Genomic DNA, 26,438 nt, shown 5'->3' on the forward strand with positions numbered 1-26,438 from the left:
GCTTAACTACCGTGCACAATACGTTTGGCGATCAAGTCATCAACTACGCTTGGGTCGGCGAGTGTCGAGGTATCACCTAAACTGTCTACTTCGTTTTCGGCAATTTTACGCAAAATACGGCGCATAATTTTTCCTGAGCGTGTTTTCGGTAAACCTGGCGCCCATTGTAAATAATCAGGTCTCGCAAAGCGTCCTAATTCTTTAGCCACATATTCTTTTAGCTCTTTGTTAAGTTCATCGCTTTCGACTGTATTCCCCATCAGTGTGACATAACAATAAACCCCTTGGCCTTTTATTTCATGCGGATAACCAACTACTGCTGCTTCTGCAACGGCTGGATGCTGCACTAAGGCGCTTTCAATTTCAGCCGTACCTAAGCGGTGCCCTGAGACATTGAGCACATCATCTACACGCCCTGTAATCCAATAAAAACCATCTTTATCACGTTTAGCGCCATCACCTGTGAAGTAATTACCTGGGTATTGACCTAAATATGTGTGGTAAAAACGGTTATGGTCGCCGTACACAGTACGTAGCTGCCCTGGCCAGCTATCTGTCATCACTAATAGGCCTTCACTTTCACCTTCAAGGTTATTACCGTCTTTGTCAAATATGGCAGGTTGTACACCAAAGAATGGCTTACCGGCACAGCCAGGTTTCATGTCAACAGCGCCAGGTAATGAGGTGATCAAAATGCCACCGGTTTCTGTTTGCCACCAAGTATCAACAATAGGACAGTTACTTTTACCTACAACGGTATAATACCAATGCCATGCTTCAGGGTTAATTGGCTCACCGACCGAGCCTAATAAACGTAATGAAGAAAGATCATGCTTTTCAACTAATTCATCTCCAACACTCATTAACGCACGAATAGCCGTTGGTGCAGTATAAAATATATTGACTTTATGTTTTTCACACACTTGCCAAAAACGACCGGCATCAGGGTAAGTGGGTACCCCTTCAAAAACTAATGTAGTTGCGCCATTGGCTAATGGTCCATAAAAAATATAAGAGTGGCCCGTGATCCAGCCAGCATCGGCTGTACACCAATAAACTTCACCGTCTTTATAATCAAAAACATATTTATGGCTCATTGCAGCATAGACAATATAACCACCACAAGTATGCACAACCCCTTTAGGTGTGCCCGTTGAACCCGATGTATATAAAATAAATAAGGGATCTTCAGCATCCATTACTTCGGGTTCACATACCGCTGGTAAATTAGCGACAGCATCAGCATAGTTAATGTCTATTTTATCGTTCCAAGCAACATCACCACCAGTTCTAGCAACAACAATTACTGAATGTACATTCGGGCATTCTGCTACGGCAGCATCTACATTAGCTTTGAGTGGGATACGTTTACCACCACGCAGTGATTCATCAGCAGTAATCACTACTTGACAGTCTGCATCGACAACACGCGCTTTAATTGACTCAGTAGAAAACCCACCAAAAATAACAGAGTGGATAGCACCAATACGCGCACACGCTAACATGGCATAACCAACTTCAGGAATCATCGGCATATAAATACAAACACGATCTCCCTTTTTAACACCACGCTCTTTTAGTAAATTAGCAAAGCGACAGACGTGATCATGTAACTCTTGGTACGTTACTTTTAGGTCATCGTTAGGGTCATCGCCTTCAAAAATAATGGCCGTTTCGTTAGCTTTAGTTGCTAAATGACGATCAATACAGTTATAGCTTACATTAAGTTTACCGCCAGCAAACCAGCTTATTTCAGAGTTTTTTAAATCAATTTTGCTAACGCTATCCCAAGGCTGGTACCAATCAATAAATTCTTTTGCTTGCTCCGCCCAAAACACATCGGGCTGCTCAATAGATTGCTTGTACATAGCGTCATAAGTGGCACTGTCTAAATGTGTGTGCGCTTTCGCCTTTGCTGATACGGGATAACAAGATTTTAGTTCATTCATAAGATATTCCTTCTTGGAGATTAACACCCAACATAATAATTTTTTATTTTATGTAAATAGCTAAGATTGGGTTCATGCTAAGTATTTTACGTTAGTTTTTATATACGCCTTTAGTCTTAAACCCAATACGCATTTCGCCCTATTAAAAGATCAAGGTACGTATTAAGTAACATTGTTGCCTTGCACTATTTAACAAGATTACCAGCGACGATCGCTTTATTTAAGCATAAAGGTTACCATTGCCACTGGCGATTGACAACGCTGTCAAGCAGGGTCGATAACAGCAATGAATATTTACTATTAAGCATATAAATTTTTCTATGAAAGCATTTCATTACAAAATATTAACGTTTATAGGGGTGACCCAATACTTAATAAAGTAGTTTACTGTAAAAAACATCAACTATAACTTGCGAATGTTTGATTATTTTACATTAACATACATTAATTAAATTGCGGTTTAAAGCAAAAAATGAGCGATGAAAACCATGCTATAAGCAAAGCAGCAAACCGCTTATATCAGTAATTATGATTTGTATCATGAATATCAATAATATGAATTGTCTTTGCCATATTTTATATATCATTTTAAGCCCTCTTTCGTTAAAATCAGCGAAAAATTTAATACCTCCGCTTCCATCAAAAACTTGAGAATAAACATGAAACTACTTTTGCTCATTTTAGTGGCAATGCTTTTACCTAGTATTGCTTTTGCTTCTAATGCTGCTCATCAAACCTTAAATTTAACTGCACACTGGATTGGTTACACTGCCATTGTTATTTTTGTGTTAGCTTATGTTTTAGTTATTTTAGAAGAAAGATTACACCTAAGAAAATCTAAACCTGTATTACTTGCCGCGGGCTTAATTTGGATAATTATTGCCTATTATTATAATTCGCAAGGCCTGCCTGACGCTGCACAAACCGCTATCCGTCATAATTTTTTAGAATATGCTGAGCTATTTTTCTTCTTACTTGTTGCGATGACTTATATCAATGCTATGTTAGAGCGTAATGTGTTTGATGCGTTACGTGACTGGCTAATTGGCAAAGGATTTAGCTATAAAGCACTCTTTTGGCTTACCGGTATTCTTGCCTTTTTTATTTCACCTATCGCTGACAACTTAACCACAGCTTTAATTATGTGTGCTGTTGTCGTTGCTGTAGGTAAGGAAGAACCTAAATTTATCGCGATGAGTTGTATTAATATTGTCGTAGGTGCTAACGCAGGTGGTGCATTTAGCCCGTTCGGTGATATTACAACCTTAATGGTTTGGCAAAAAGGCATGGTAGAGTTTAATGAGTTTTTTGTTTTGTTTATTCCTGCTGTCGTCAACTTTGTGATACCAGCCTTTATAATGCAGTTTTTTCTCCCCAAAGGTCAGCCAACAACAGAGTCAAGCGATATTACCCCCATTAAACATGGCGGTTTAGTTATTGTCGGTTTATTCTTGTTAACCATTGTTACCGCGGTGTCCTTTCATACCTTTATTCATTTACCGCCTGTCTACGGCATGATGATGGGCTTAGCCTACTTAAAATTCTTTGGTTACTATATTCGTAAATCAGGTAAAGGTGAAATTGACAGAGCTAAAATAGAAACTAATCATAAAATTAAAGAAGATTTTGATATTTTTGACCGCATCGCCAAAGCAGAATGGGACACCTTATTCTTCTTTTACGGCGTAATTTTAGCTGTAGGTGGCTTAGGTTTTATCGGTTATTTAAGCATTACTTCTGAGTTTATGTACGGTCAACTTGGGCCAACAAGTGCTAATATTTTAGTGGGTATTTTATCAGCCATTATTGATAATATCCCAGTGATGTTTGCGGTATTAACCATGAACCCTGAAATGTCTCATATGCAATGGTTACTGGTAACATTAACAGCCGGAGTTGGCGGTAGCCTATTGTCTATTGGCTCTGCCGCAGGTGTTGCTTTAATGGGGCAAGCAAGGGGTTATTACACTTTCTTTAGTCACCTTAAATGGACGCCTGTTATTGCCCTGGGTTACGCTGCGAGTATTTATACTCACTTTTTAATTAATGGTTAAGTATTGACAGTTAAAAAAGTCAGTATTTCTCATAACAACAAACCGCATTAATTGGTATTATTAAAGCTTCTACATAACTTTACTGTAATGTAGAAGCTTTTTATCGTTAACGTGAATAGAGAATGAGCAAAAATGAAATTTTTGAGTGAGTTAACAACCAACACTAAGGCTTGGTTATTGTTATGCTTATCAGCTTTAAGTATCGAGCTATGTGCATTGTTTTTTCAATATGCCATGAATTTGGCCCCTTGCATTATGTGCGTTTACCAACGCCTTGCTGTTGCTGCCATTATGATTGCAGGCTTGGTTGGCATTATTGCTTGTCGCTATTTACTCGCGAGACTAGTCGCTTATACTTTATGGGCGCTTGGTGCGATTTGGGGCTTATTCATTGCATTAGAGCATGTAGAAATGCAAAGTAATTCAGGGTCATTATTTTTTAGTTGCGATATTATTCCTAATTTCCCCGCATGGGCTCCGCTACATGAATGGGTGCCTTTCATGTTCGAAGCCACCGGCAGTTGTGGTGATATCGACTGGCAATTTTTAGGGTATAGCATGCCACAGTGGATGATTGTTGTTTATGGCATTTACACACTCGCTTTTGCTGTTATTATTATTAATAGACTAGTACACAGCAAAAAACTATAGTAATCAGATGTTACCTCATTAAAAATCGATTGTGATGCATTAAATATGGCAGATAACCCGCGACTAAAACAATAAACTGTTAGCGAATAATAGGGGCTGCAACTCCTGCTGCCACATAAGGTATCACTTGTTTAATCACGCCCGCTATGTCGACTTGGCGATCAAAGTCATTTAAAGCGATATCAATAAGGGCGTCACTTGAAGACATCGTAAAAACAATCGTTCCCATAGTAAAATGCAAACGCCAAAACATTTCTTCAGCGCTCAGCTCTGGGTAGGCCTTGTGAACGGCATTGGTAAAGTTAGTAAAAACGTTAGGGTATTGGGTTGTTAAAAACCACCTTAAAAAGCCTTGGCTATCAGTGTAGCCTCGTCCAAGTAGTTGCAAGAACGTACTTGTACCGTTATGTTTAAAGTGATTCAGGTGCAGTAATGGTTCGATAAAAGCAGAAAACACCTCAATTAGATCAGGATCAGCTTCATCTGTACACAATGCGCCTAAGGCTGATTCTAATCTTGGGCTAAGTTCATTCATGTACCTAGACATAACGGCCTTAATCAACTCTTTTTTCGAGCCAAAATGATAGTTCACCGCAGCTAAATTAACTTCTGCATGGCTAGTGATCTCTCTTAGTGATGTTCCGTTAAAGCCTTTATCAGCAAAAAGGACTTCTGCTGCATCTAATATTTTATTTTTCGTACTCATAATTCTTTTATACCAAAACGATCACTCATGTTATTTTTAAAAGGGATAACATTAAAATTCAAACAAGCGTTTAAAATAGCTTATTTACCTCATTGAGGTCAAGTAGCATCAGCGATAAATAATAATTTAAAAATTTTACCACGATTTATGGAACTAAATGCAGGTTTATACGTCATACAAGAGGTGAACAGCATTAACAACGTTATTTGTTTACTCCCTGACTCAGTGGCCTGATCTGTCAATCTACACTGAGTCTTTTTTTACCTCAGGTTAATTACTTACCGCACAGCTCGGCTTTGCCAAGTACATACGTCATTTTCTTTAGACCATATAGCCTTTTTATTTAACAAAGTATAAGCAAAATAAACGATAATTGTTACGCATTCTATACACAAAATAGCCTTATATTAGCGATAGTAACGTCAGTATAACTGAGCTCCTAATTAGTGCCAAATAACAACAAGGCATATTACATAAGCCTTAGCGCCACATTTTCCTTAATTTTTATATTTTTTTTCTGCGTAACACAATTCTTTGCCCCATATAATGAAGCGACGGTTGTGACGTTATATTCCTTTGCTTGAATATTTGCATTAACACTCGCTTTGAATATACTAAATTAACCTCACAATTTATAAAACACTTAAACATAATGAAAAATATAACAAATACATTTAAGTTCACCGCTATTGCACTCGTTGTTGCAACTTCATTAGCCGGTTGTAATGCTACGTCAAAATCACAAACACAAAACACCCAAACATCATCCAAAGCATTAACCAGCAAAGACGCTCAAGAATTTCTTGATGAAACGTCTAAAGAGCTTGTAGAGCTTGGCATATCAGGGGCAAGGGCCGCTTGGATAAATGCTAACTTTATTACCGAAGACACTTCTGCGCTCGCAGCAGAGGCAGATCAAAAATCAACGGAGGCGGGTGTTCGTTTTGCTATGAAGGCTGCTGAATTTGATACCGTTGATGTAACTGCTACTCAACGTCGTCAATTGAATATACTGAAACAGTCTTTGGTGCTGCCTGCACCACCAAATTCGGCCAAGTCTGCCGAGCTTGCGCAAATAGGCGCAGAATTAGGGAGCATTTATGGCAAAGGGACTTATACGACAAAAGCCGGTGAAACTCTAAGCTTAGGCGATATGACTGCAACAATGGCAACGTCGCGTGACTATGACCAGCTATTAGAAATGTGGCAGGGTTGGCGTGAAATTAGTCCGCCGATGAAATCTTTATATGCTAGGCAAGCAGAGCTAGCCAATGAAGGAGCAACCGGTTTAGGTTATAAAGATTTAGGCGCTATGTGGCGCTCAAACTATGACATGCCGGCTGATGACTTTGCGCAAGAATTAAACCGACTTTGGGGGCAAGTAAAACCCTTATACGACGATTTACATTGTTATGTTCGTAGCGAGTTAGGTAAGCAATATGGTGAAGACAAAGTACCACAAGACCAACCTATCCCGGCGCATTTATTAGGTAATATGTGGGCGCAATCTTGGGGAAATATTTATGATTTAGTTGCACCTGAAAATGCGGATCCTGGATACGATGTTACCAAACAGTTAGCTGCACATAATTACGATGAAATAACGATGGTTAAGGGCGCAGAAAAGTTTTTTACTTCTCTTGGTTTTGCACCACTACCTGAAACTTTTTGGACACGCTCACTCTTTACTAAACCTAAAGACAGAGATGTCATTTGCCATGCTTCTGCTTGGAATTTAGATGCAAAAGATGATTTACGTATTAAAATGTGTATTCAAAAAACCGGTGAAGAATTCTCAGTAATTCATCACGAACTTGGTCATAACTTTTATCAACGCGCTTATAAAGAGCAACCAGTATACTTTCAAAATAGTGCTAATGATGGTTTTCATGAAGCCATTGGCGACACGATCGCCCTGTCGGTTACCCCTAAATATTTAAAAGAAATTGGCTTAATTGATACAATTCCAGATGCATCTAAAGACATTGGTTTATTAATGAAGATGGCTTTGGACAAAGTTGCCTTTATTCCTTTTGGCTTAATGGTTGATCAATGGCGTTGGAAGGTATACTCAGGGGAAGTAACGCCAGAAAATTACAACACTGCATGGTGGGAATTACGTGAAAAATACCAAGGGGTAGCAGCACCCGTTGCACGCGATGCTGATGCATTTGACCCTGGCGCAAAGTACCACGTACCCGGTGGCGTACCCTATAGCCGCTACTTTTTAGCACACATTCAACAATTTGAATTTCATCGTGCTCTATGTGATATAGCCGGTAACACTGATCCTATTCACCGCTGTTCTATTTACAACAACAAAGACGCCGGTACGGCCCTTAACACTATGTTAGAAATGGGTTCAAGCAAACCTTGGCAACAAGCTTATAAAGTACTAACCGGTAATGAACAAATGGACGCTACCGCCATTTTAGATTATTTTGCGCCACTACAAACATGGCTAAAAGAGAAGAACAAAAATAAACAATGTGGCTTCTAATAACCAATTAACTTTTTTCTCTTGTTGATTGTACTTGATACCCTAGGCCCTAATATCATTGATGTTAGGGCCTTAGTTTACCCATTAAACGCTTCCAGTAAAGTTTGATAAAATCGACTATAACACGCCCTTTTCAACGCTAGAGTATATCAACCCTACTGTAGCAACCTTTCACACAAAGCAGATCACACAGCATGCCCGACTTTTTACTTTCACAATTACTCGTTACTGTAACACTTATTATTGAATGCTTTGCTATGCAACTAAAGAACAAAAACTATATTTTGGCTTTATTGTCTGTTAGTTGTTTATTTAATGGTTTTCATTACTTATTACTTGAGCAACCCACTGCCGGTTTTATATTTTTGTTTTCAAGTATTCGCTTTTTAATTTCGATTAAATGGAAGTTAACATGGGTTAGCTTTGCTTCGCTTGGGGTAAGTTTACTCATCACCCTGTACACTTATATTGGCCTGTTAAGTATTATTGGTTTTATTGCCACAGTTTTTATTACCATCGGGGCATTTAGCAAAAATGATAAATTTCTACGCTTAATGATGGTTTTAGGTGGTTCATTATGGCTTGTTCACAATATTATTCTTTGGACCCCTGTTGGGATACTGGTTGAGACTATTTTTGTTGGCAGCAGCCTTATAGGGTATTACCGTTACTATGTAGTGAAAAAAGCACAGTAAAAAGTGTGTACCCTAAGCACTAATGAAAAGTAAAACTCCGCGCTTAGAGTGAACGAAGTTTGTAAAACGCGTGTGATTTGGCTTGGTGTGAGTTGGGCAAACTGTGCTAAATCAAAATAGTACTAATGCTATACCACAGGTGTCGCTAACTCTGCCCCCCGTACCCTTATCTTTTATTTTTTCTGCCCCGGCCCCGCGCTAATTTTTTAGCTGCTCGAGCGGCTACTTTTTTCGCTTCTTCAGCGAGAAAATAGGCATTTTCTTTTTCAATATTTTCCGGCATTTCAAAGGTGATTTCACCTAAGGTTTTATCTCTTATTTCATTTATTAAAATAACTGACGCTTTGTGCATGTCTACATGACCACCACTTTTCACACAAGCACGTTGTCGCCCAATTGCGGCAATTAAGTCTTCTTCATGTTGTGGTAACTCGGCCAGTTTATAGCGTTCAATTAAACGCTCTGGATAGCTTGCCAGTAAATATTCGGCAGCAAAGTACGCAATATCATCGTGATCAAAGGCGGTATCTTTAACTGCACCGGAAACTGCCAAACGATAACCACTATTTGCATTAGCTATTTTCGGCCACAGCATTCCTGGTGTATCAAAAAGATATAAGCCTTCTTCTAACTTAATGCGTTGTTGCCCTTTGGTTACTGCTGGCTCATTACCTACTTTTGTTTTCGCTTTACCGACTAAGGTATTAATTAATGTAGATTTCCCAACATTAGGAATCCCCATAATCATGGCATTAATTTGTTTACCTTCTTCGTCTTTACCCGGCACGAGTTTTTTTATTAGCGCGGGTATCAGCTTTGCTGTCGCATTATTTTGTGTTGTTAAAGCAATCGCCTTCACATTGTGTTGAGACTCTAAATAATCTAACCAAACTTTTGTTTTGTCTGGATCCGCTAAATCACTTTTATTAAGAATTTTAATCAGTGGTTTATCACCTCTGATTTCAGTAATCATTGGGTTTTCACTACTAAAGGGTAAGCGAGCATCGCACACTTCAATGACCACATCAATTTGCGGTAAAATTTCTTTAATTTCTTTTTGCGCTTTGTGCATATGACCGGGAAACCAGTTAATTGCCATGAAACATCCTAATTGCAAGTTTTATCGATCAATTTTAGCAAGATTTAGCTTAGGCAGGAAGGTCATTCGACAACTAATAATTATTCTACAGAAGTAATGTTGCTTAAAAATTAAACTTTTTATTCTATCGGCCGATTACCTAGGTAATGAACTCAATAACGATAGCGAATATAGCAACAACGAACGTAACGATAAGCAAGAGGAATACTCCCTAAAATACTCAGTTATTTGTTGGGTGTATGTAAAGCCTATGAAATATATAAATGATTTAACTTATCTTAGTACTCTTACCCAAGCACAACAGCTGACTAAAGATAAAAAACAAAAAAATAAATACCGTCAAACGAGGTTATCCCCAAAAGCGGACGATGAGCCTGATTTAGCGGTTAATTCTAATGAAAAATTAAAGGCTTCACCTGTGGTAGCTGAGGAAAATGATCGCCGCAGTAAAGGAGGTGACCGTCGTAAACACCAGCAACCGCGTGGCCGTTATGTAGAATCTCGTGCTAACAGAGATCGTCGTTACAAAAAAGAATTGTCAGTTGTCATATAGCGACTTTGGTGTTGTAACTTATATTGTCTTGGTGTTAGGCCGTAAAACAGCTTAAAGCAACGGCTAAAATGACTTGCGTTATTAAAACCTAAAGCAAAACAGGTTTGTGTAATTTGTTGGCCTTGCTTGATCAATACTGCCGCTTTTTGTAAACGAAGTTGCTGCTGAAAAGTGGCAGGAGTACAGCCAAAGTGAAGGCGAAACTCTTTAAAAAACTTTGTTCGACTCATGCAAGCAATGCGAGCTAAGGTATCTATCTGTAAACTGGCTGCTATATTGTTTTCAATATGGCTTACTACAGCAGTTAACCCATTAGTATCAGGTTGCTGCTGACAAAACGACAGCATAAAATCGCGTGTTTGATGGCGTAACAACCGAATAGTTAACTCAGAAATAGACAAAGAAATCATAGCGCTACGGTCTTGGTGGTTTTCAGTATAAATTTGCACGATACGGTTTAATAATGCTTGGGTTTCACTATTATGGTGGGTATGAACCAGTTGGTTATGATACCGCCAATGCCCAAAAGCCTGATGCATTGGCATAGTTTCATTTAGGCTTGCTACTACTTGTTTAATTCTCTCAGTTGATATTTCTATTGCTAGACAAGTGGTGGGTTTTGCTAGTTGTGCAGTAGGGAAGTCTATTTCAACAACACTCTCTGGTGCCATCACAAACGATTCATGAGGTAAAAACTCACCATAGAAACATGCCTCACCGCCGTGCATCACTTTTTTACCGGTAACCATAGCGCAAAAGAGTAACTGATCAGACTTTAGCTGTACTCGTTCTGCCCGCTCATACGTATCATAAATACTTAGATCAGCTTCAGGGCCGGCAAAAGTCACCTTGTTTTCAACAAGCACTTTCGGCGCATTTCGCTTATTATTTGTGGGTTGTAACATCATAACTGGCTATATCTTCTATGACTGATTTTTCAGGTTGCTTACTTGTTCTATTTTTTGCTGTGCTTACTTCACCTTTTCTTACTTTACCTATTTTCTTTTTTTTAGCTACTTTTTATTAAAATTAGTGAACTGTTAGCTTAGTTTTTTGAATTTTTAGCATAGTTAAGCTAAACCTTAAAGACTATGTTAATAGCTCAAGTTTAACGACTTGAATACTAAAACAACTAAAAAAGGAAGAAATTATTATGATATATGCAGCACCAGGCACAGATAACGCAGTAATGAGTTTTAAGCCTTGTTATCAAAACTATATTGGCGGCCAGTGGGTTGAGCCAGTAAATGGTAAGTATTTTGACAATATAAGCCCTGTCGATGGCAACGTATTTTGTCAAGTACCTCGCTCAGACTCAGCCGATATTGAGTTAGCACTTGATGCCGCGCATCAAGCAAAAGACGCTTGGGGCACAATGTCTGTTGCCGAGCGTTCAAATACATTATTAAAAATTGCCGATGTTATTGAACAAAACATTGAATTACTTGCCGTTGCTGAAACGTGGGATAACGGAAAAGCCATCCGTGAAACCTTAGCAGCCGATATTCCCTTAGCTGTTGACCATATACGATATTTTGCTGGTTGTTTACGGGCACAGGAAGGTGCTATAAGCGAAATAGACGAAAATACAGTGGCTTATCATTTTAACGAGCCTTTAGGTGTCGTAGGACAAATTATTCCCTGGAACTTCCCTATTTTAATGGCTGCTTGGAAGCTTGCTCCCGCCTTAGCAGCCGGTAACTGTGTCATATTAAAACCTGCTGAACAAACACCTGCTTCAATTTTAGTATTAGTCGAGTTGATTGGTCACTTATTGCCCGCTGGCGTGCTTAATGTGGTTAATGGCTATGGTAAAGAGGCCGGTGAAGCTTTAGCTACCAGTAAGCGTATAGCTAAAATTGCTTTTACCGGTTCAACCCCTGTTGGTTCACATATTTTAAAATGCGCTGCTGAAAATATTATTCCTTCAACGGTTGAATTAGGTGGCAAATCTCCTAATATTTTCTTCAACGATGTTATAGAGCAAGAGGATGCTTATTTAAGCAAGTGTATTGAAGGGGCTATTTTGGCTTACTTTAATCAAGGCGAGGTTTGCACCTGCCCTTCAAGGTTGTTAATTCAAGAAGATGCCTACCCTAAATTTATTGAAATGGTTTTAGCCCGTACCAAAACCATTAAACGTGGCAACCCACTTGACACGGAAACTATGGTGGGTGCCCAGGCGTCAAAAGCTCAATTTGATAAGATTTTATCTTATATAGATATTGGTAAAAAAGAAGGCGCGCAAGTCTTAACAGGGGGCGAAATAGAGCAAGTATCAAGTGATATTAGTGACGGGTACTATATTCAGCCTACCTTATTAAAAGGCACAAATGACATGCGTATATTCCAAGAAGAAATTTTTGGCCCTGTCATTTCAATCACAACATTTAAAGATGAGGCAGAAGCACTTGCTATTGCCAATGACTCTGAGTTTGGCTTAGGTGCTGGGGTCTGGACCCGCGATAGTAATCTAGCCTATAGAATGGGACGAAAAATTCAAGCCGGCCGTGTATGGACAAATTGCTACCATATATACCCTGCTCATGCCGCTTTTGGTGGGTATAAAAAATCGGGGGTTGGTCGAGAAAACCATAAAATGGCACTTGGCCACTACCAACAAACCAAAAACCTACTGGTGAGTTACGATGTTAATCCGTTAGGTTTTTTCTAATGGCTAGTAACCGCTTGAATCGATTTTTATCGTTTGAGTCAACTTACCGTTAACCTTGTCGTTGCTCATAATTAAAGCGCCATAACAATTGGGTTGTTATGGCGCTTTTTTCTGGCTATACGCTAAAGTTTTATTGATAATAGCTATCAGTATCCTTATCAAGAAAAATTTATCCTTTATGAGCAAAAAATATTATGTGGTTTGGAAAGGCGCTAAAACAGGCGTATTTTCAACCTGGGCCGACGTTCAAAGTTACACTCAAGGACGTTCCGATGCCCAGTTTATGGGCTTTCCTTCTGAAGCTGAGGCACAAGCAGCTTTTGCATCAACTTACACAAAGGCATTAATGAAGCGCTCTTTAGCTAATAAAGGAGGTGCAAGCAGTAGCTCGAGCGTTAAACAGTCAACTAGAACAAAAACCAGCAACCCTAATAAAAACCTATTTGCCAACAGCCCTCCTAACGTCAGCGCCGAATTACAAATCTACTGTGATGGTGCTTGCTCTCCTAACCCCGGAGAATCAGGCACTGGTTTAGCGGTATACCAACATGGTAAGTTGGTTTCGCTTTATTACGGCTTATACCAAGCAAATGGCACTAATAATACCGCAGAGCTTAATGGTTTATTGTATTCCTTCAAGTTAGCAAAAAAATACTTAGACCAAGTTGAGCAAATACAAATATTAACTGACTCTAAATACTCAATCGACTGTATAACCAAGTGGGCTATAGGTTGGCAAGCTAAAGGTTGGACCCGCGGTAAAGGCGAAGCGATAAAAAATTTAACCTTAATTCAAGAATGTTTTGCCCTGTACCAAGAAATAAAAAAACACGTCTTTATTAGCCATGTTAAAGGCCATGCCAATATTGAAGGGAATGAGTTATCAGACCGAATGGCGGTATTAGCAAGAATACAAAAACAAGCATCGCTCATTAAATACCAGGGTGAACTTGATGTTAAGGTTATTTTAGCAATGGAATCTGGCTAATAATGATTATTGTTTTCACTGTAATGGCGCTTATTGTTGTTAGCGCCATCATACTAAGTAAAAAACTTCACTTACCTCGAAACATTAGCTTGCTTTTCATCGCTCAACCCTTAGTTACCTGCTCTGCGCCTATTATTGTTTTTATAGGCGGTATTCTATCAAGTGAATTATCTCCCTCGGCTTCATTAGCGACTTTACCTATTAGCCTGATGATATTAGGCGTCGCTGCGGGCTCTATCCCTGGGGCAATAATAGCAAAAATTAACGGGCGTAAGTTTGCTGTTTTTACCGGCTTTAGCTGCCTTTTAATTGCAGCCTTATTCGCAATTGTTGCAACAAAATTAGCCCTGTTTAGCCTGTTTTGTCTAGCAAGCTTTTTATTTGGCATTGGTGGCGCTTTCACCCAGCAACTCAGGTTTGCTGCCATAGAAAGTAGCGAAAATGAGGCTGACATTCCGAAAATTTTATCTGTGTTAATGTTAAGTGGTGTTTTTGCAGCTTTTTTAGGGCCTGAAATTGCCGTAACCGCCAAAGACTGGCTTATTTCACCTTATGGGTATGCTGGTTCATTTGCTTTACTGACCTTATTTATATGTTTAGCCGCCTGCATAATGATCTTTTTTGAAGAGCCAGCAATCAATGAAACCACAAATACAGGTGAAGTAAGACCCTTAGTTGTTATTGCTAAACAGCCCGTTTTTATTATTGCAATTAGCACCGCTACCATTGGTTTTGCACTGATGAGTTATTTAATGACTGCAACACCACTGAGTATGCACAACCTGCAAGGACACAGTTTACAAGAAACAAAGTGGGTAATACAAAGTCACATCGCTGCTATGTATCTTCCGTCGTTATTGACGCCTTGGTTGGTGAACAAGATTACGTTAAAAGGTTTGCTAGCATTGGGAACTGTTATTTATGTTATGGTCGCGTTAATTGCCTTTTCTGGTCAAGCAGTGATGCACTATTTGTGGGCCTTAATTTTATTAGGCGTTGGTTGGAACTTTCTCTTTTTAACTGGTACTTCATTGCTACCTCAAAGCTACAACGCCTGTGAACGACACAAAGTGCAAGCCACTAATGATTTCGTATTATTTGGCTTTCAAGCATTTGCATCGTTAATGGCTGGCTGGGTACTATTTTTTGGTGGATGGCATTATGTTGTACTAACTAGCCTGCCTTTGCTTGTTATTTTAATTATTCTCACCATTGTTTACCTTCGTTATAAAACCCAGTAACGTGCACACACTCAACAAGGATAATACGGGACTAGTTTATGCAGTTAATAATGAAAACAGAGTTTGATAACTTAAGCGCAAATAAAAACCATCACTACGACGTCAATACAAATGGCGACAAACAAGTAGTTAAAGTGTATTGTGGTGAACAATTAATTGCCAAAAAGCTCAAACAGAAAAAATCAATTCGCTATTTTGGTATTCGAGAATATCAGCAATACTTAGTGGCTGAAAATTAATGTTCAACCGCTAACGCTTAACACTCAGTTGGTAAAAGTAAATGGTGAGGTGTTGCAGTGTTGTGCTGGCCATTATTTTTTCAACAGCGATTTTAAATCTGCAAATGGGTTATAAGTGGCAATATCTTGGTTGGTATCTCCCGCTTTTACTTCCGTCTGATAGTTAGCATGTTCGGTATACTTAGCATGCTCATTATCATGACAATAAATGCATAATAACTCCCAGTTACTGCCATCATTAGGGTTGTTGGTATGGTCGTGATCCATATGATGTACCGTTAATTCTTTTAAATTGGAGTACACAAATTCACGGGCACACCGACCACATACCCAAGGGTATAGTTTTAAAGCCCGGTCACGGTAACCTTGCTCTTTTTGTTTATAATTGGCGCTAGTGCCAAAGCGATCTGAAGACATAATGAACACTACTCTAGGTAAGTTATACTCTTATTATATGAAAAAGTTTGTTGCTGCTCAATCTTGCTTTTGTTCGCTATAAAAGGAAGATCATTAAGTGCTATACTAATATCGTATCGAGCTTAACGCTAAACTGCTTCATGAACAACAACAGCATCAATGACGTGGTTATTAATGTAAAACTGCCTTAATGGGTAAGCCTTTGCATATTTCAGCTTCTGCAATTAAAATTTCTTCTAAACGCTGATCAACCTCTGTTTTATCAAAATATTCATAAGCCAATTCAACAAATAAGTTTTTGTGTTTTTCTTCTGATTTGGCAATGGCGACATAGAAGTCTTTGTCTTTACCTGCTGGCAATGCTTGGGCAACCAACCAAAACTTTTCATGGCCACGTGCTTCAATCACCGCTGCAACCAATAAGCGATCCATTAAAAACAAATTCGTGCCATTACGAAAAAGTGCACGGATTTGGGTAATGTAGGGATCTTTTTTGTCTTGTCCTAAGGTAACGTTACGGGCTATTAGTAATTTTAACACTTGCTTAAAGTGTATTAACTCTTCAATCGCTAAATCGGTCATTGCGCGCACCAATTTTGCTTTATCTGGGTAATGAGACAACATAGCCATAGCCATGCCAGACGCTTTTTTCTCAGCTGCTGCGTGGTCTTGTAGAAAGCTGGGAAAATCAGCTAACACAGCATCTGTCCATGCCTGTGTGGTATTAAACTTTAATTCAAACATAAATACTACTTCAATGATTCAATATGAAAAGGAATTTTACAATGCAAAGGGCTAATTTTACAGGTCAAAGCAAAATTATACCAACTTTATCAATAAAGCTTTTTATCAATACGCCCTTTATTGGTTGACTCTATTTTTAGTCTATTATTTATCGCTTGCCAAGCCTTAACCTTACCGCCAATATTAATTTTTTCAAAACCTTTATCGCTAGCATTTTCAGGAGAAATATTTAAAAACGCTAACATTTGCTGATAGCTACTGGCCTCACTTACATCAATGGTTAACAGGTCTTCAGGTCTGGCACGAAAGTAATCATAAACACCTTGTTGATGGCGTTGATAACACTGATAAAGAAACTCATCTTGGGCAATGTTATCTGCTGTTATTGGCGAGAAGACCTCATTATAACAACGTTTTAAATGAGGGTTAAAACCACCATCATTGCGCTGTAAATTAACTAGCATACGTTGCAAAAGCTGCTTTATTGACGGCAACCAATGTTCTTTATTACGTGTTAAGTAAATAAACTTGCTGTTTTCAAAGTGCTTATCAAGCATTTGGTAGTCACAAAATACGGGGGTATCTGCAATAACTTTTGCTTCACGAAAAGCATTTTCGGTATAAGCATTATGGGCCGTTTTAAAGCCTAAACCCAACATTGCTAAACAAACACTGGTGGTAGCAGTTCTCGGTAAGCCAATAATAAATATTTTATTCGTTGTCACGTAGTGTACTCAAAACAAAAGAAAGTGAAGTAATATATATGATACCACTGACTTCATACAATAAAAATTTGACCACGGTCAATAAGGTTTATTTGGCTTAAGTCATACTAGTTTATCTAGAATAAACGTATCTCTTTAGTCATACTTATAGCTAATAGCTTAGGTTACTATAAAGTGTTTTAATAAGACAACTACATAGTATTGCGCTATAAATGCACTAAAAGTATAACAAGGCACTACAATAGGAATTTTCATGTCAACACCATATGAAGAACGCGATAATATAAATTGGGAAGATTATTTAAAGTCAGGTAACCGAATATTTATTGGCTCAGGTGCTGCAGTACCCAATGCATTAATTGACGACTTAATTGCTAATTCAAAACAATTACATGATATTGAAACAGTACATATTTTAACGTTATCAGAAAACGTGTGGGCAAAAGTAGAGCATAAAGATCTTTTTAAAGTGAATAGCTTGTTCATTGGCGGAAAAAATATCCGAGAAGCTATTGCCGAAGGACGTGGTGATTATACCCCCTGTTTCATTTCTGATATCCCCCGGTTATTTAATGAAAATAGCTTGCCGCTTGACGCTGCATTGATCATGGTTAGCCCTCCTGATGAATATGGTTATTGTTCGTTAGGGGTTAGTGTGGATGTGGTCTCTTCTGCCGTCAAAGCCGCTAAATACGTCATTGCCCAAATAAACCCAAAAATGCCGCGCACTAACGGGCATAGCTTTGTGCATTTAAATCAAATTCATGCCTGGATAAACCAAGCGCAAGACTTGCCCGAAGTGATTCCACCTGCATTAGACAGACGCACTGAACAAATTGGCCAATATGCCGCTATGCTGGTAGAAAACGGCGCAACGTTACAAATTGGTATTGGTAAAATCCCTGAAGCGGTTTTACGTTATTTAGCCAACCATAAAGATTTAGGAATTCACAGCGAAATGCTGTCTGACGGCATTATTGAGTTAATGCTAAAAGGGGTAATTAACAATCGCAAAAAAACCTATCACAAAGGAAAAGCCGTAGTCACTTATTGTATTGGTAGCCAAAAGGTATACGACTTTGTTAATGGTAATCCTCATATTGAGTTTTACCCTTCAGAGCATGTTAATTCACCGGTTAAAATAGCCAAAAACGACAACATGGTGTCTATTAATAGTGCCATAGAAGTTGATTTAACAGGCCAAGTGGTTTCCGACTCAATCGGGTATCAATTTTACAGTGGCATAGGTGGGCAAGTAGACTTTGTGCGAGGATCCTCCCTAAGTAAGGGGGGTAAGTCTATTATAGCGCTACCTTCAACCACCAAAGACGGCCAAATATCACGTATTGTTGCACACATCACTGAAGGCGGCGGCGTTGTCACGTCACGCGGTCATGTTTCTTATGTAGTCACTGAATTTGGTATTGCTTCATTGCAAGGCAAAAGCATTCGTGAGCGAGCCTTAGAGCTTATTCGTATTGCCCACCCTAAATTTAGGGAACAATTATTAGCCGATGTTCGTAAGCATTACTGGGTACCTGAATACCAAGAAAGCTCCCCTAGTTCAGTGCCTGAATTAGGCGATGTCGAATTGAAAAAATTCAAATTTGCTAATATTGATTACATCCTGCGCCCGTTATCTCCCTCTGATGAACGCAAACTACAAGAGTTTTTTTATTCACATAATAAAGAAACCCTGATCATGCGTTATAACCATCACATAACACAAATGACTCGTGAGAAGTCATGTAACTTAGTTAGTGTTAATCAACATGTAGATTTAGCCTTATGCTTTACTCGCAAAGATTATTTAGGCGAAGCCATACAAGCCGTGGCGCGATATTACTATATTGAAAACATTAACTCTGGTGAAGTGGCTTTTGTTATTAAAGAAAGCCTGCGTGGCCGAGGCATGGCAACTGCCTTATTAAATGAGATGATCGCTATTGCTACGATTAGACAACTCGACAGCTTGGTGGCCTGTGTTCGTCGCGATAACGCCTCTATGCTTAAGGTTTTTGAACGCGCTGGTTTTATTCGCCAACCCAGTGATGATTTTGATGAAGTCAGTTTAAAATTAAGCTTAAAGAGCGACGAGACAGAACTATTGAGTGCTGAGTAATCAACACTGTAGCTAAGTAATCGCTAAGAACCAGTACTAAAAATTAATGAGAATATTATGACTGTTGGAATAATTAGCCACTATCGTTGTGGCGAACACGATATGGGTGAACACCACCCTGAAAATGGTAAACGCTTAACCGCCATCTCTGATCAACTCATTCGCAGTGGCCTTGATTACGTTGTACGCCAATTTGACGCAAACCCAATTGATAAATCACTACTGACGCTAGCACACCCGCAAGAATATATTGATTATATTTTTGATAACGCCCCCACCGCTGACAATGAAAAGTTTACTGTTGGCGAGGACTCAGCCATGAATTCAAAAACGTTGAATTCTATTTTGTTATCTGCAGGCGCTGCTATTGACGGCGTTGACTTAGTTATGAACAAAACACTGACCAGTGCTTTTTGTGCCACCCGCCCTCCCGGACACCATGCTGAGCATAACAAAGGAATGGGGTTTTGTTTTTTTAATAATATTGCTATTGCGGCTGCCTATGCCAGACAAAAGTACAAACTCAAACGGGTTGCGATTGTCGACTTTGATGTACATCACGGTAATGGGACTGAAGATATTGTTAGAAATTATTTTCCTAGTGTTGATAAGAGTGCTCATAAAGGGTATTTATTTTGCTCTAGTTACCAATACCCTTTTTATCCTTTTGACATTAAAGAAAGTGATACACCACCGGTAATAAACACACCACTTGCTGCGACTACTAAAGGTGATGACTTTCGTCAAGCCATTTCAAGCCATTGGTTACCAGCGCTACGTAAATTCAAACCTGAAATGATCTTTATTTCAGCTGGTTTTGATGCGCATATTGAAGACGACATGTCGCAGGTTAGTTTAACCGAAAACGATTACCGCTGGGTCACAGATGAGCTTAGAAACATTGCGCAACACTATGCACAGGGCCGCATAGTGTCTGTCTTAGAAGGCGGTTATTGTTTAAGTGCGCTAGGGCGAAGTGTTGTTGCACATATTAACGGTTTAATTGGTAATTAAGCCCAGTGTTCATGAATTACAGGCTAGTTAAACACTTGCTGGTACCACTTATCGATAGATTCAAATAATGCAATGGTTGCGTTTCTACTTGGTGCGAGCAATTCATCACTAGACTTTTCCAAAGTATCTAGCATGTCATTACCGCTGTCTTTTATGCTATGCCATGCTTCATTAGCAAAGTTCGCTGAGTCTTGTTTACCTTGTGCTAAACAAGCTTGCATATCAAAGACATTAGCTGTATCAAATAAAACATTAGCGTCATCATTTAGTATGCGCTGGTCATCACAGTACTGACTGATTTCTAAATACGTTAAGGTACCAATCACAGCGACGGTGCCAATAGTGGCGGCTGACACCGCCGTTACGGCCACCTTTTTGCCTGAGCGTTTAATAAAGCGCTTAGAAACATTGGCCTGTTTAGTTTTATGCCTGCTTTTCATTTTTTGCACTATTTTTTTTGAATGCGTTAAGCTCGCTAAATTGTCAACGGGCACAGCGGCATAACCAAATAACGAAAAAATACTCACAAAAAAGAATTTAAAGGCAATAAAAGCACAAAAGCTGATAGCAGCGATAGTTGATATTATTGACTTCATAAACTCACCTTATTGATATTATTTAATCTAAATTCAACTGAAGGCATATTAAATTACTCGACCTAATAATTAGCCTCGCCATACTCCAATTAGCCGACCATTTGAGCATTACTAACGCACCATAATATAACTGGCTATAAAGTAAGCTATAAGTGCTAAAGCGCCACCAAACAGTGAGTATGGCAACTGTGTTTTAACATGTTCTAATAGATCGCACCCCGAAGCAATTGCCGAAACACATGTACTGTCTGATATAGGCGAGCAATGATCACCAAACACCCCACCACCTAAAATAGCTGCAATAACTAACGAAGGAGGCAAACCTAAGGTTTGAATAAGTGGTACGCCAATAGGAATTAATATGGCAAAGGTTCCCCATGAAGTGCCCGTACTAAATGAGATAATACCACCAACAATAAACAGCAAGGGCACTATCAATACTAAAGGTAAGTTATCACCAACAAAACCTGCAATAAAAACCCCAGTACCTAATGCTTTAAGACTGGCTCCAAGTGTTAATGAAAACAACACGATAGTAACTAAAGGCAATAGTTCAGCAATCCCTGAAAAACCAACGTCAACTAATTCTTTATGAGAAAAACGTTGATAAAATAATAATAAAAAGTAAGCAACCGCCACAGCTAAACAAGTTGCATACAATACAGACTTACCGCCACTACCTTGCGTTATATCCCCTTCACCGGTCCAATACATAAAAAAGAACATAGTTGAAATCAAGCTTATTAAAGGCACAACCATAAAGCGTGCTTTAGTGGGTTTGACTAGCGCCTCTTTTAACTCGTTGTTATCATTTTGTTTGTCCAATAAAAGTTCAGACTGTTTCAATGGCCCATAAACTTTATCAGTAACAACAGTATAAAAAACCAGTAGTAATGCAATAATGGCATAAAAATTAAAGGGAATAGTCCCCCATAAAATCGACATAGAGGATTGATCAAATTGATAATTATTAAGTAGGCCCAGCACATAAGCGCCCCAACCATTTAACAGAATTAAAATACAAACAGGTGCAGATGTGCTATCAATAATGTAAGCAAGCCGAGCACGGCTCATCTTAAATTTATCAAATAAATCACGCGATAAAATACCTGCAGTTAGCATACTTAAGTTAGACTCTATAAAAATTACCACACCAGTAAAGAGAGTGACTGTGCCTACTTGTCGCCTACTTTTCGCTATACCTTTACTGACCAGTTTATTCACCATAGCTGTTACGCCACCTGAATTTTTTACATAAGCTAACAAGGCACCAATTAATAAACTAAAAACGAGTATTCGTGTATTACCCGCAGCAGTCGCAACCGCGATTGTTCTTTCAATAGACCCCTGAAATGCATAAAAAACAATGTTCGAATGATGTTGCAGAGCAAGCAGTAACTCAGCGCTAAATATAGCCATCAATAAAGCAAGAATCACCTCTTTTCGCCATAACACTATAATTATTGCTACAAGCGGCGGAGTAACTGACAACCATTCCATAAGAAACCTTTAACATTGGTAGGATAATGTTTTAATTGGCAAGTATTTACAATCATGATACTAGTGCTTGTAACGTAGCGAGCACTAGTATCATGCGAATTAGGATTGTAAACAATGTAAACAAGACACCCATAAAAATAGTTGGTAATTGTAACCAAGAAATAGCTGAAATAACATAAAATAGTGTGAACAACTAGCACTATGCCAGTGCAGGACGGTGTAGGCAGCATAACAAAAACGAACCGATATCCAGCAAACCGCTTCACTATGATGGGGGCGGCTGGTGTTAGAAACCCCCTTTATCATAGGGCGATTAACCTACAATAACGCTCACCACATTGCATTACAGGCTAACGCTCTTTTAGGAGGCTTAGTGTGAATTATACTGCTTATTTTCGTGCTTTATGCAGAACTACAATTATTATTATTAAATAAAGTATCTTTTTTTATCCAAGTTTTGTTTTCTGAAGTTACTTCTAACTTGGCCCATCGCTGAAATTCTTTTAGGCTGCAGCTTGTTGGTACTGAAACATCATCACCAACCACTGTTTGATAATTTACTTTTTTCTTCTGCACGTCAAGTACTTGACGAACACTCCAGTGCTTTCCTAAAGCAGCATTACTATAAAAACAGTTCTGCTTTAATGGTATTTTATTTTTTTTCATGCAGTGATTAGCATTTTCTAAGGCTAAATCAAAAATTAAGGCAAGCTCTTCAGCACTTACGTCAATGTAGGAGTCAAGATGAATTAAAGCAGCACTAAAGTCTTCATGACTTAAGTTACTCGAGTTTTTTGGCGAATTCACATGGCGTAAGTAAAAAAAGGAAGGATAACGACGCCAATGAAACAAATTATTAAAAGCTAAGCCAACCAGTAAAATAACCGCAATATTAAAAAATAGTGTTTCAAATATCAGGGCAACATTAAAACTTTGTGTGCTGTAACCGGCTAAGACAACAAATAATGCGGTCGCCCCCCCAGGTGGGTGAATACTGCGTGTTGCGTACATTACTAAAATAGCCCCCCCTACGGCTAAGGCGCTTGCCGTTGTAACATCAGGTGCAATAGTTAAAGCGATATAACCGATTAGTGCAGAAAAGAAATGCCCTCCTGCTACGTTCCAAGGCTGTGATAATGCACTGTGTGGTGTTACAAAAATCAGTACTGATGTCGCTCCTAAAGAAGCAAATAAAATATGACTTTGTTCCGTGCCTAAGGCAGAGCTAGTGATAAAATAACTAAAGTATATCCCCACTACACTACCAACACTAGAAATAAGCTTTTCATAAAATGAGGTATTAGAAGACTCAATGCCTAACATTTTAATCATATTAATTAGGGTGTTTTTTTTCATGTTATCATTCATACACTGTCACGATTGGAAGCTAATACTAGCACATAAGAAACTTTGAAAGCTAAGCCGGTTAAGATCAACGTGAAATGCCAAAACATTGTCCACGCCAGTGGTAAACTTATCTCCGCTACAAATAAAACATAAACAGCAACAAGTATGATGACAAAGGTTAATGCCATACTAGTAACACCTAATTTATACATTCAAAACGCCTCTTAGAGAAAATTCGCGCTTAGTATAATAAAAGTATAAACTTAACTATAATGAATAATGACAATACTTAACTTCAATTATTTTCATATTAATTTATTAATATAATGTGTTAGCTAAGTTTTACCTAAAGATATTACACATGGATATTATACTCGCAAAAACATTCTTAGAAATCATGAGTACCGGCACTTTTGTCGAAGCTGCCCGCAGATTAAACATTACCCAAACCGCGGTAACAACACGTGTAAAAACATTAGAGCGAAAGCTCGGCTGTAAATTATTTATTCGTAATAGGTCAGGTGCGCAATTAACCCGGGAAGGTGAAGTCTTTGCAACACACGCGCTAACACTGGTTCAAGTATGGCAACAAGCGCAAGACCAATTAAAGCTCCCTGCCAACTCTACGGAATCAATTCAGATTGGTGCCGATATTAGCCTATGGAATCCGATAATGACTGAGTGGCTAGAGCAAATCACAACAACCTTGCCCAAGTTGAATGTTCACAGTGCGATAAACCACACTGCGGAACTTGTGGAGCAGTTAAAAAACAATAAATTAGATGCTATTGTTGTGCATCTTCCTCACTACTTTTCTGGTTTAGTTGTTGAGCAAATAGTGGAAGAAAAACTGGTTCATGTTCGCTCAACCATTACTTCTACCCCTTACCTGCTCATTGATTGGGGCGACGACTTTAAAAACCAATTGGATTCAATATTACCTTTGTCACGCCAAGCAACACTCAGTTTTAATTTAGGCCCAATGGCATTAAAATATCTTGTAAATAAAGGTGGTAATGGTTATTTTAGAACCCGCGTTGTAGAGCCGCATTTACAATCAGGTAAACTTGAAAGAGTACTTAGCTCGCCAGAGTTTTCTTATCCTATTTTTGTACTCTACCGTGAAAATAATAGTAAAAAGGTATTACCTAATATTATTGCTTGTTTAAAACACAGTGTGAAAAATAACAATTTGTGGGCTGTATAACAGAAAATGCTTGACGCTGTGAATTTAAGCTAGCGACTGAGTGTTAAACGTTGGTTGCTTGATATTAACCGATGGAAAAAAAGCGGTGATCTTGCCAGTCTATCTGTTTATGTTGTATTTTGGTCACTTCTGCTTGCTCAGGCCCCTGTTGTAGCCAAGCTAACATTTGTTGAACATGATCAGCTGCACCAGAGAGTACTAACTCTACATCACCGTCAGCTAAGTTTTTAGCATAACCACTTAAGCCGTATTCAATGGCTTTTTGCTGGCTTGATACACGAAAAAAAACACCTTGTACTTTCCCCGACACATGAACAATATAACTGACATTCATTATTGATTCTCACTTTAGTTATACTATTTAAAGCAATAGTAAACAGCTTATATAATATAGAGTATAGACGTTTTTCTTAACTAAAAAGGTAAATGGGAAAAAAAATTCAAAGATATAACAATAAGAATATTCAAATAATAAAAACTAGCAACTAATGGCTTGCTTCACTTTGTCTTTATAGCTTCTACTTACTTTTAAAGTTTTCCCATTTTTTAATACCAGTAAACACTCTCCACTGGATTGACTACAAAATTTTTCAATATAATTTTTATTAACAATAGTAGAGCGATGATTTCTAATAAAGATTTTGGGATCAAGGTGCGCTTCAAGTTCTTTCATCGTTTTTCGTAAAATATGAGTGTTGGCAGCAGTGACTTCTTGTGTGTTACTTTGTGTGTTTGTTAGGGAGTTTTGTTGAGTACCTTGCATGTAGTTAACCGTATGAACACACATATAGTCGCCTGCTGCGTCTATCCAAATAATATCATTAACGGGTACACGGGTGACTTCACCCACATCTTTAATCGCTAATATATCTGAATACCTCGATACACTAACCGGTTGGTTGTTGGTAAGTTCTGTTAAAATTTGCTGGTAATTATTCCCTGTGACATCACTCACTAGATGAATGAGTTTAGATTTATGCTCTGCATCTGTGTTGAGTTTAAAATGTTGCCTAACTTTATCAATTGTTTGTGCTAGACGTTCTTCATCAGCAGGTTTCAATAGGTAATCAAGGGCATGTACTTCAAACGCTTTAATCGCATAGTGATCAAACGCAGTAGCAAATACTACCATCGGCATTTTCAGGCCTTGCTTTGTGATTTCTTCAATAACTTGAAAGCCATTTAAGCCCGGCATTTGAATATCAAGCAACATTAGGTCAACCTCATGGGTCTGTATTGCTTCAATCGCTTCCCGACCATTACAACACTGCTTAACAATCATAATGTCGCTAAAATGCTGTAAACGAATAGACAAACCTTTGCGAGCAAGTGGTTCGTCGTCAACAATAATAGTACGAAAAATCATAACCTAACCTTGATAATCTCTGGTATCCCACTATGTAAACTCAATTGTAGA

Annotated in this window: 24 protein-coding genes; 12 read left to right on the forward strand and 12 right to left on the reverse strand. The window is 38.5% G+C overall.

Translation table 11 applies throughout. The features are described 5' to 3' along the window. Positions 1 to 2: 2 nt before the first annotated feature. A complete protein-coding gene (gene acs, locus AC0UA9_RS01610; RefSeq protein WP_475656045.1) occupies positions 3 to 1,949 on the reverse strand; it encodes an acetate--CoA ligase in 1,947 nt (648 codons plus the stop codon). A 659-nt stretch (positions 1,950 to 2,608) separates the two neighbouring features. Between acs and nhaD the strand changes: the two genes are divergently transcribed. Beyond that, positions 2,609 to 4,003 (forward strand): sodium:proton antiporter NhaD, encoded by a 1,395-nt coding sequence (gene nhaD, locus AC0UA9_RS01615; RefSeq protein ID WP_475656048.1) that lies wholly within the window; start codon positions 2,609 to 2,611, stop codon positions 4,001 to 4,003. A 132-nt stretch (positions 4,004 to 4,135) separates the two neighbouring features. Beyond that, a complete protein-coding gene (gene dsbB / locus AC0UA9_RS01620) occupies positions 4,136 to 4,654 on the forward strand; it encodes a disulfide bond formation protein DsbB (protein WP_475656051.1) in 519 nt (172 codons plus the stop codon). A 79-nt stretch (positions 4,655 to 4,733) separates the two neighbouring features. Here the strand turns inward: dsbB and psrA are convergent, their stop codons facing one another. Beyond that, positions 4,734 to 5,360 carry a TetR family transcriptional repressor PsrA gene (gene psrA / locus AC0UA9_RS01625; protein WP_475656053.1) on the reverse strand — a complete coding sequence of 209 codons (627 nt, stop codon included), beginning with the start codon at positions 5,358 to 5,360 and terminating at the stop codon, positions 4,734 to 4,736. A 652-nt stretch (positions 5,361 to 6,012) separates the two neighbouring features. On the opposite strand from psrA, the gene AC0UA9_RS01630 reads away from it, so the two are divergent. After that, complete coding sequence (locus AC0UA9_RS01630) at positions 6,013 to 7,860, forward strand: M2 family metallopeptidase (protein ID WP_475656056.1); 1,848 nt, start codon at positions 6,013 to 6,015, stop codon at positions 7,858 to 7,860. 194 nt (positions 7,861 to 8,054) lie between these two features. After that, positions 8,055 to 8,555 (forward strand): YgjV family protein, encoded by a 501-nt coding sequence (locus AC0UA9_RS01635; protein ID WP_475656058.1) that lies wholly within the window; start codon positions 8,055 to 8,057, stop codon positions 8,553 to 8,555. A 166-nt stretch (positions 8,556 to 8,721) separates the two neighbouring features. On the opposite strand, the gene ylqF is transcribed toward AC0UA9_RS01635, so the two are convergent. Then, complete coding sequence (gene ylqF / locus AC0UA9_RS01640) at positions 8,722 to 9,654, reverse strand: ribosome biogenesis GTPase YlqF (protein WP_475656060.1); 933 nt, start codon at positions 9,652 to 9,654, stop codon at positions 8,722 to 8,724. Between the two features lie 250 nt (positions 9,655 to 9,904). Between ylqF and AC0UA9_RS01645 the strand changes: the two genes are divergently transcribed. Then, positions 9,905 to 10,207, forward strand: coding sequence for a hypothetical protein (locus AC0UA9_RS01645; protein WP_475656063.1), 303 nt, complete (start codon positions 9,905 to 9,907; stop codon positions 10,205 to 10,207). Here AC0UA9_RS01645 and AC0UA9_RS01650 read toward each other — a convergent pair. Beyond that, on the reverse strand, positions 10,177 to 11,115 hold the full coding sequence (locus tag AC0UA9_RS01650; protein WP_475656067.1) for an AraC family transcriptional regulator: 939 nt from the start codon (positions 11,113 to 11,115) through the stop codon (positions 10,177 to 10,179). The genes AC0UA9_RS01645 and AC0UA9_RS01650 overlap by 31 nt on opposite strands. Positions 11,116 to 11,360: 245 nt before the next feature. On the opposite strand from AC0UA9_RS01650, the gene exaC reads away from it, so the two are divergent. The 4 genes from exaC (at position 11,361) to AC0UA9_RS01670 (ending at position 15,349) form a co-directional block, all read left to right on the forward strand. After that, on the forward strand, positions 11,361 to 12,881 hold the full coding sequence (gene exaC, locus AC0UA9_RS01655) for an acetaldehyde dehydrogenase ExaC (RefSeq protein ID WP_475656071.1): 1,521 nt from the start codon (positions 11,361 to 11,363) through the stop codon (positions 12,879 to 12,881). Between the two features lie 178 nt (positions 12,882 to 13,059). After that, positions 13,060 to 13,869, forward strand: a complete 810-nt coding sequence (locus tag AC0UA9_RS01660) for a ribonuclease H1 domain-containing protein (RefSeq protein WP_475656074.1) — start codon at positions 13,060 to 13,062, stop codon at positions 13,867 to 13,869. A 2-nt stretch (positions 13,870 to 13,871) separates the two neighbouring features. After that, complete coding sequence (locus AC0UA9_RS01665) at positions 13,872 to 15,110, forward strand: MFS transporter (protein ID WP_475656077.1); 1,239 nt, start codon at positions 13,872 to 13,874, stop codon at positions 15,108 to 15,110. A 38-nt stretch (positions 15,111 to 15,148) separates the two neighbouring features. Further along, the gene (locus AC0UA9_RS01670) at positions 15,149 to 15,349 is read left to right on the forward strand and encodes a hypothetical protein (protein WP_475656079.1); all 201 of its coding nucleotides are present in this window, start codon (positions 15,149 to 15,151) and stop codon (positions 15,347 to 15,349) included. Between the two features lie 72 nt (positions 15,350 to 15,421). On the opposite strand, the gene AC0UA9_RS01675 is transcribed toward AC0UA9_RS01670, so the two are convergent. The 3 genes from AC0UA9_RS01675 to AC0UA9_RS01685 all read right to left on the reverse strand — a co-directional run bounded on the left by AC0UA9_RS01675 (position 15,422) and on the right by AC0UA9_RS01685 (position 17,235). Beyond that, positions 15,422 to 15,766, reverse strand: coding sequence for a YajD family HNH nuclease (locus AC0UA9_RS01675; protein ID WP_475656081.1), 345 nt, complete (start codon positions 15,764 to 15,766; stop codon positions 15,422 to 15,424). A 171-nt stretch (positions 15,767 to 15,937) separates the two neighbouring features. Beyond that, complete coding sequence (locus tag AC0UA9_RS01680; RefSeq protein WP_475656084.1) at positions 15,938 to 16,510, reverse strand: tRNA-(ms[2]io[6]A)-hydroxylase; 573 nt, start codon at positions 16,508 to 16,510, stop codon at positions 15,938 to 15,940. Between the two features lie 89 nt (positions 16,511 to 16,599). Continuing rightward, on the reverse strand, positions 16,600 to 17,235 hold the full coding sequence (locus AC0UA9_RS01685) for a sulfotransferase (protein ID WP_475656086.1): 636 nt from the start codon (positions 17,233 to 17,235) through the stop codon (positions 16,600 to 16,602). A gap of 253 nt (positions 17,236 to 17,488) precedes the next feature. On the opposite strand from AC0UA9_RS01685, the gene AC0UA9_RS01690 reads away from it, so the two are divergent. Beyond that, positions 17,489 to 19,357: a GNAT family N-acetyltransferase gene (locus tag AC0UA9_RS01690; RefSeq protein ID WP_475656089.1), complete on the forward strand. Its 1,869-nt coding sequence runs from the start codon at positions 17,489 to 17,491 to the stop codon at positions 19,355 to 19,357. A 57-nt stretch (positions 19,358 to 19,414) separates the two neighbouring features. Then, complete coding sequence (locus AC0UA9_RS01695; protein ID WP_475656091.1) at positions 19,415 to 20,371, forward strand: histone deacetylase family protein; 957 nt, start codon at positions 19,415 to 19,417, stop codon at positions 20,369 to 20,371. Between the two features lie 23 nt (positions 20,372 to 20,394). On the opposite strand, the gene AC0UA9_RS01700 is transcribed toward AC0UA9_RS01695, so the two are convergent. The 3 genes from AC0UA9_RS01700 to AC0UA9_RS01710 all read right to left on the reverse strand — a co-directional run bounded on the left by AC0UA9_RS01700 (position 20,395) and on the right by AC0UA9_RS01710 (position 23,823). Further along, the gene (locus AC0UA9_RS01700; RefSeq protein ID WP_475656094.1) at positions 20,395 to 20,967 is read right to left on the reverse strand and encodes a hypothetical protein; all 573 of its coding nucleotides are present in this window, start codon (positions 20,965 to 20,967) and stop codon (positions 20,395 to 20,397) included. A 111-nt stretch (positions 20,968 to 21,078) separates the two neighbouring features. Then, the gene (locus AC0UA9_RS01705) at positions 21,079 to 22,467 is read right to left on the reverse strand and encodes a Na+/H+ antiporter NhaC family protein (RefSeq protein WP_475656096.1); all 1,389 of its coding nucleotides are present in this window, start codon (positions 22,465 to 22,467) and stop codon (positions 21,079 to 21,081) included. A gap of 402 nt (positions 22,468 to 22,869) precedes the next feature. Further along, positions 22,870 to 23,823: an HPP family protein gene (locus tag AC0UA9_RS01710; RefSeq protein WP_475656098.1), complete on the reverse strand. Its 954-nt coding sequence runs from the start codon at positions 23,821 to 23,823 to the stop codon at positions 22,870 to 22,872. Positions 23,824 to 24,175: 352 nt separating this feature from the next. Between AC0UA9_RS01710 and AC0UA9_RS01715 the strand changes: the two genes are divergently transcribed. Next, entirely contained in the window at positions 24,176 to 25,021 is an 846-nt protein-coding gene (locus AC0UA9_RS01715; RefSeq protein ID WP_475656101.1) for a LysR family transcriptional regulator, read from the forward strand. A 64-nt stretch (positions 25,022 to 25,085) separates the two neighbouring features. Here AC0UA9_RS01715 and AC0UA9_RS01720 read toward each other — a convergent pair whose 3' ends face one another. Both AC0UA9_RS01720 and AC0UA9_RS01725 read right to left on the reverse strand, forming a co-directional pair. Then, complete coding sequence (locus AC0UA9_RS01720; protein ID WP_475656104.1) at positions 25,086 to 25,355, reverse strand: acylphosphatase; 270 nt, start codon at positions 25,353 to 25,355, stop codon at positions 25,086 to 25,088. A 144-nt stretch (positions 25,356 to 25,499) separates the two neighbouring features. Beyond that, entirely contained in the window at positions 25,500 to 26,387 is an 888-nt protein-coding gene (locus AC0UA9_RS01725; protein ID WP_475656107.1) for a LytR/AlgR family response regulator transcription factor, read from the reverse strand. Positions 26,388 to 26,438 lie beyond the last annotated feature (51 nt).

This window comes from Colwellia sp. F1 (genome assembly GCF_056238625.1).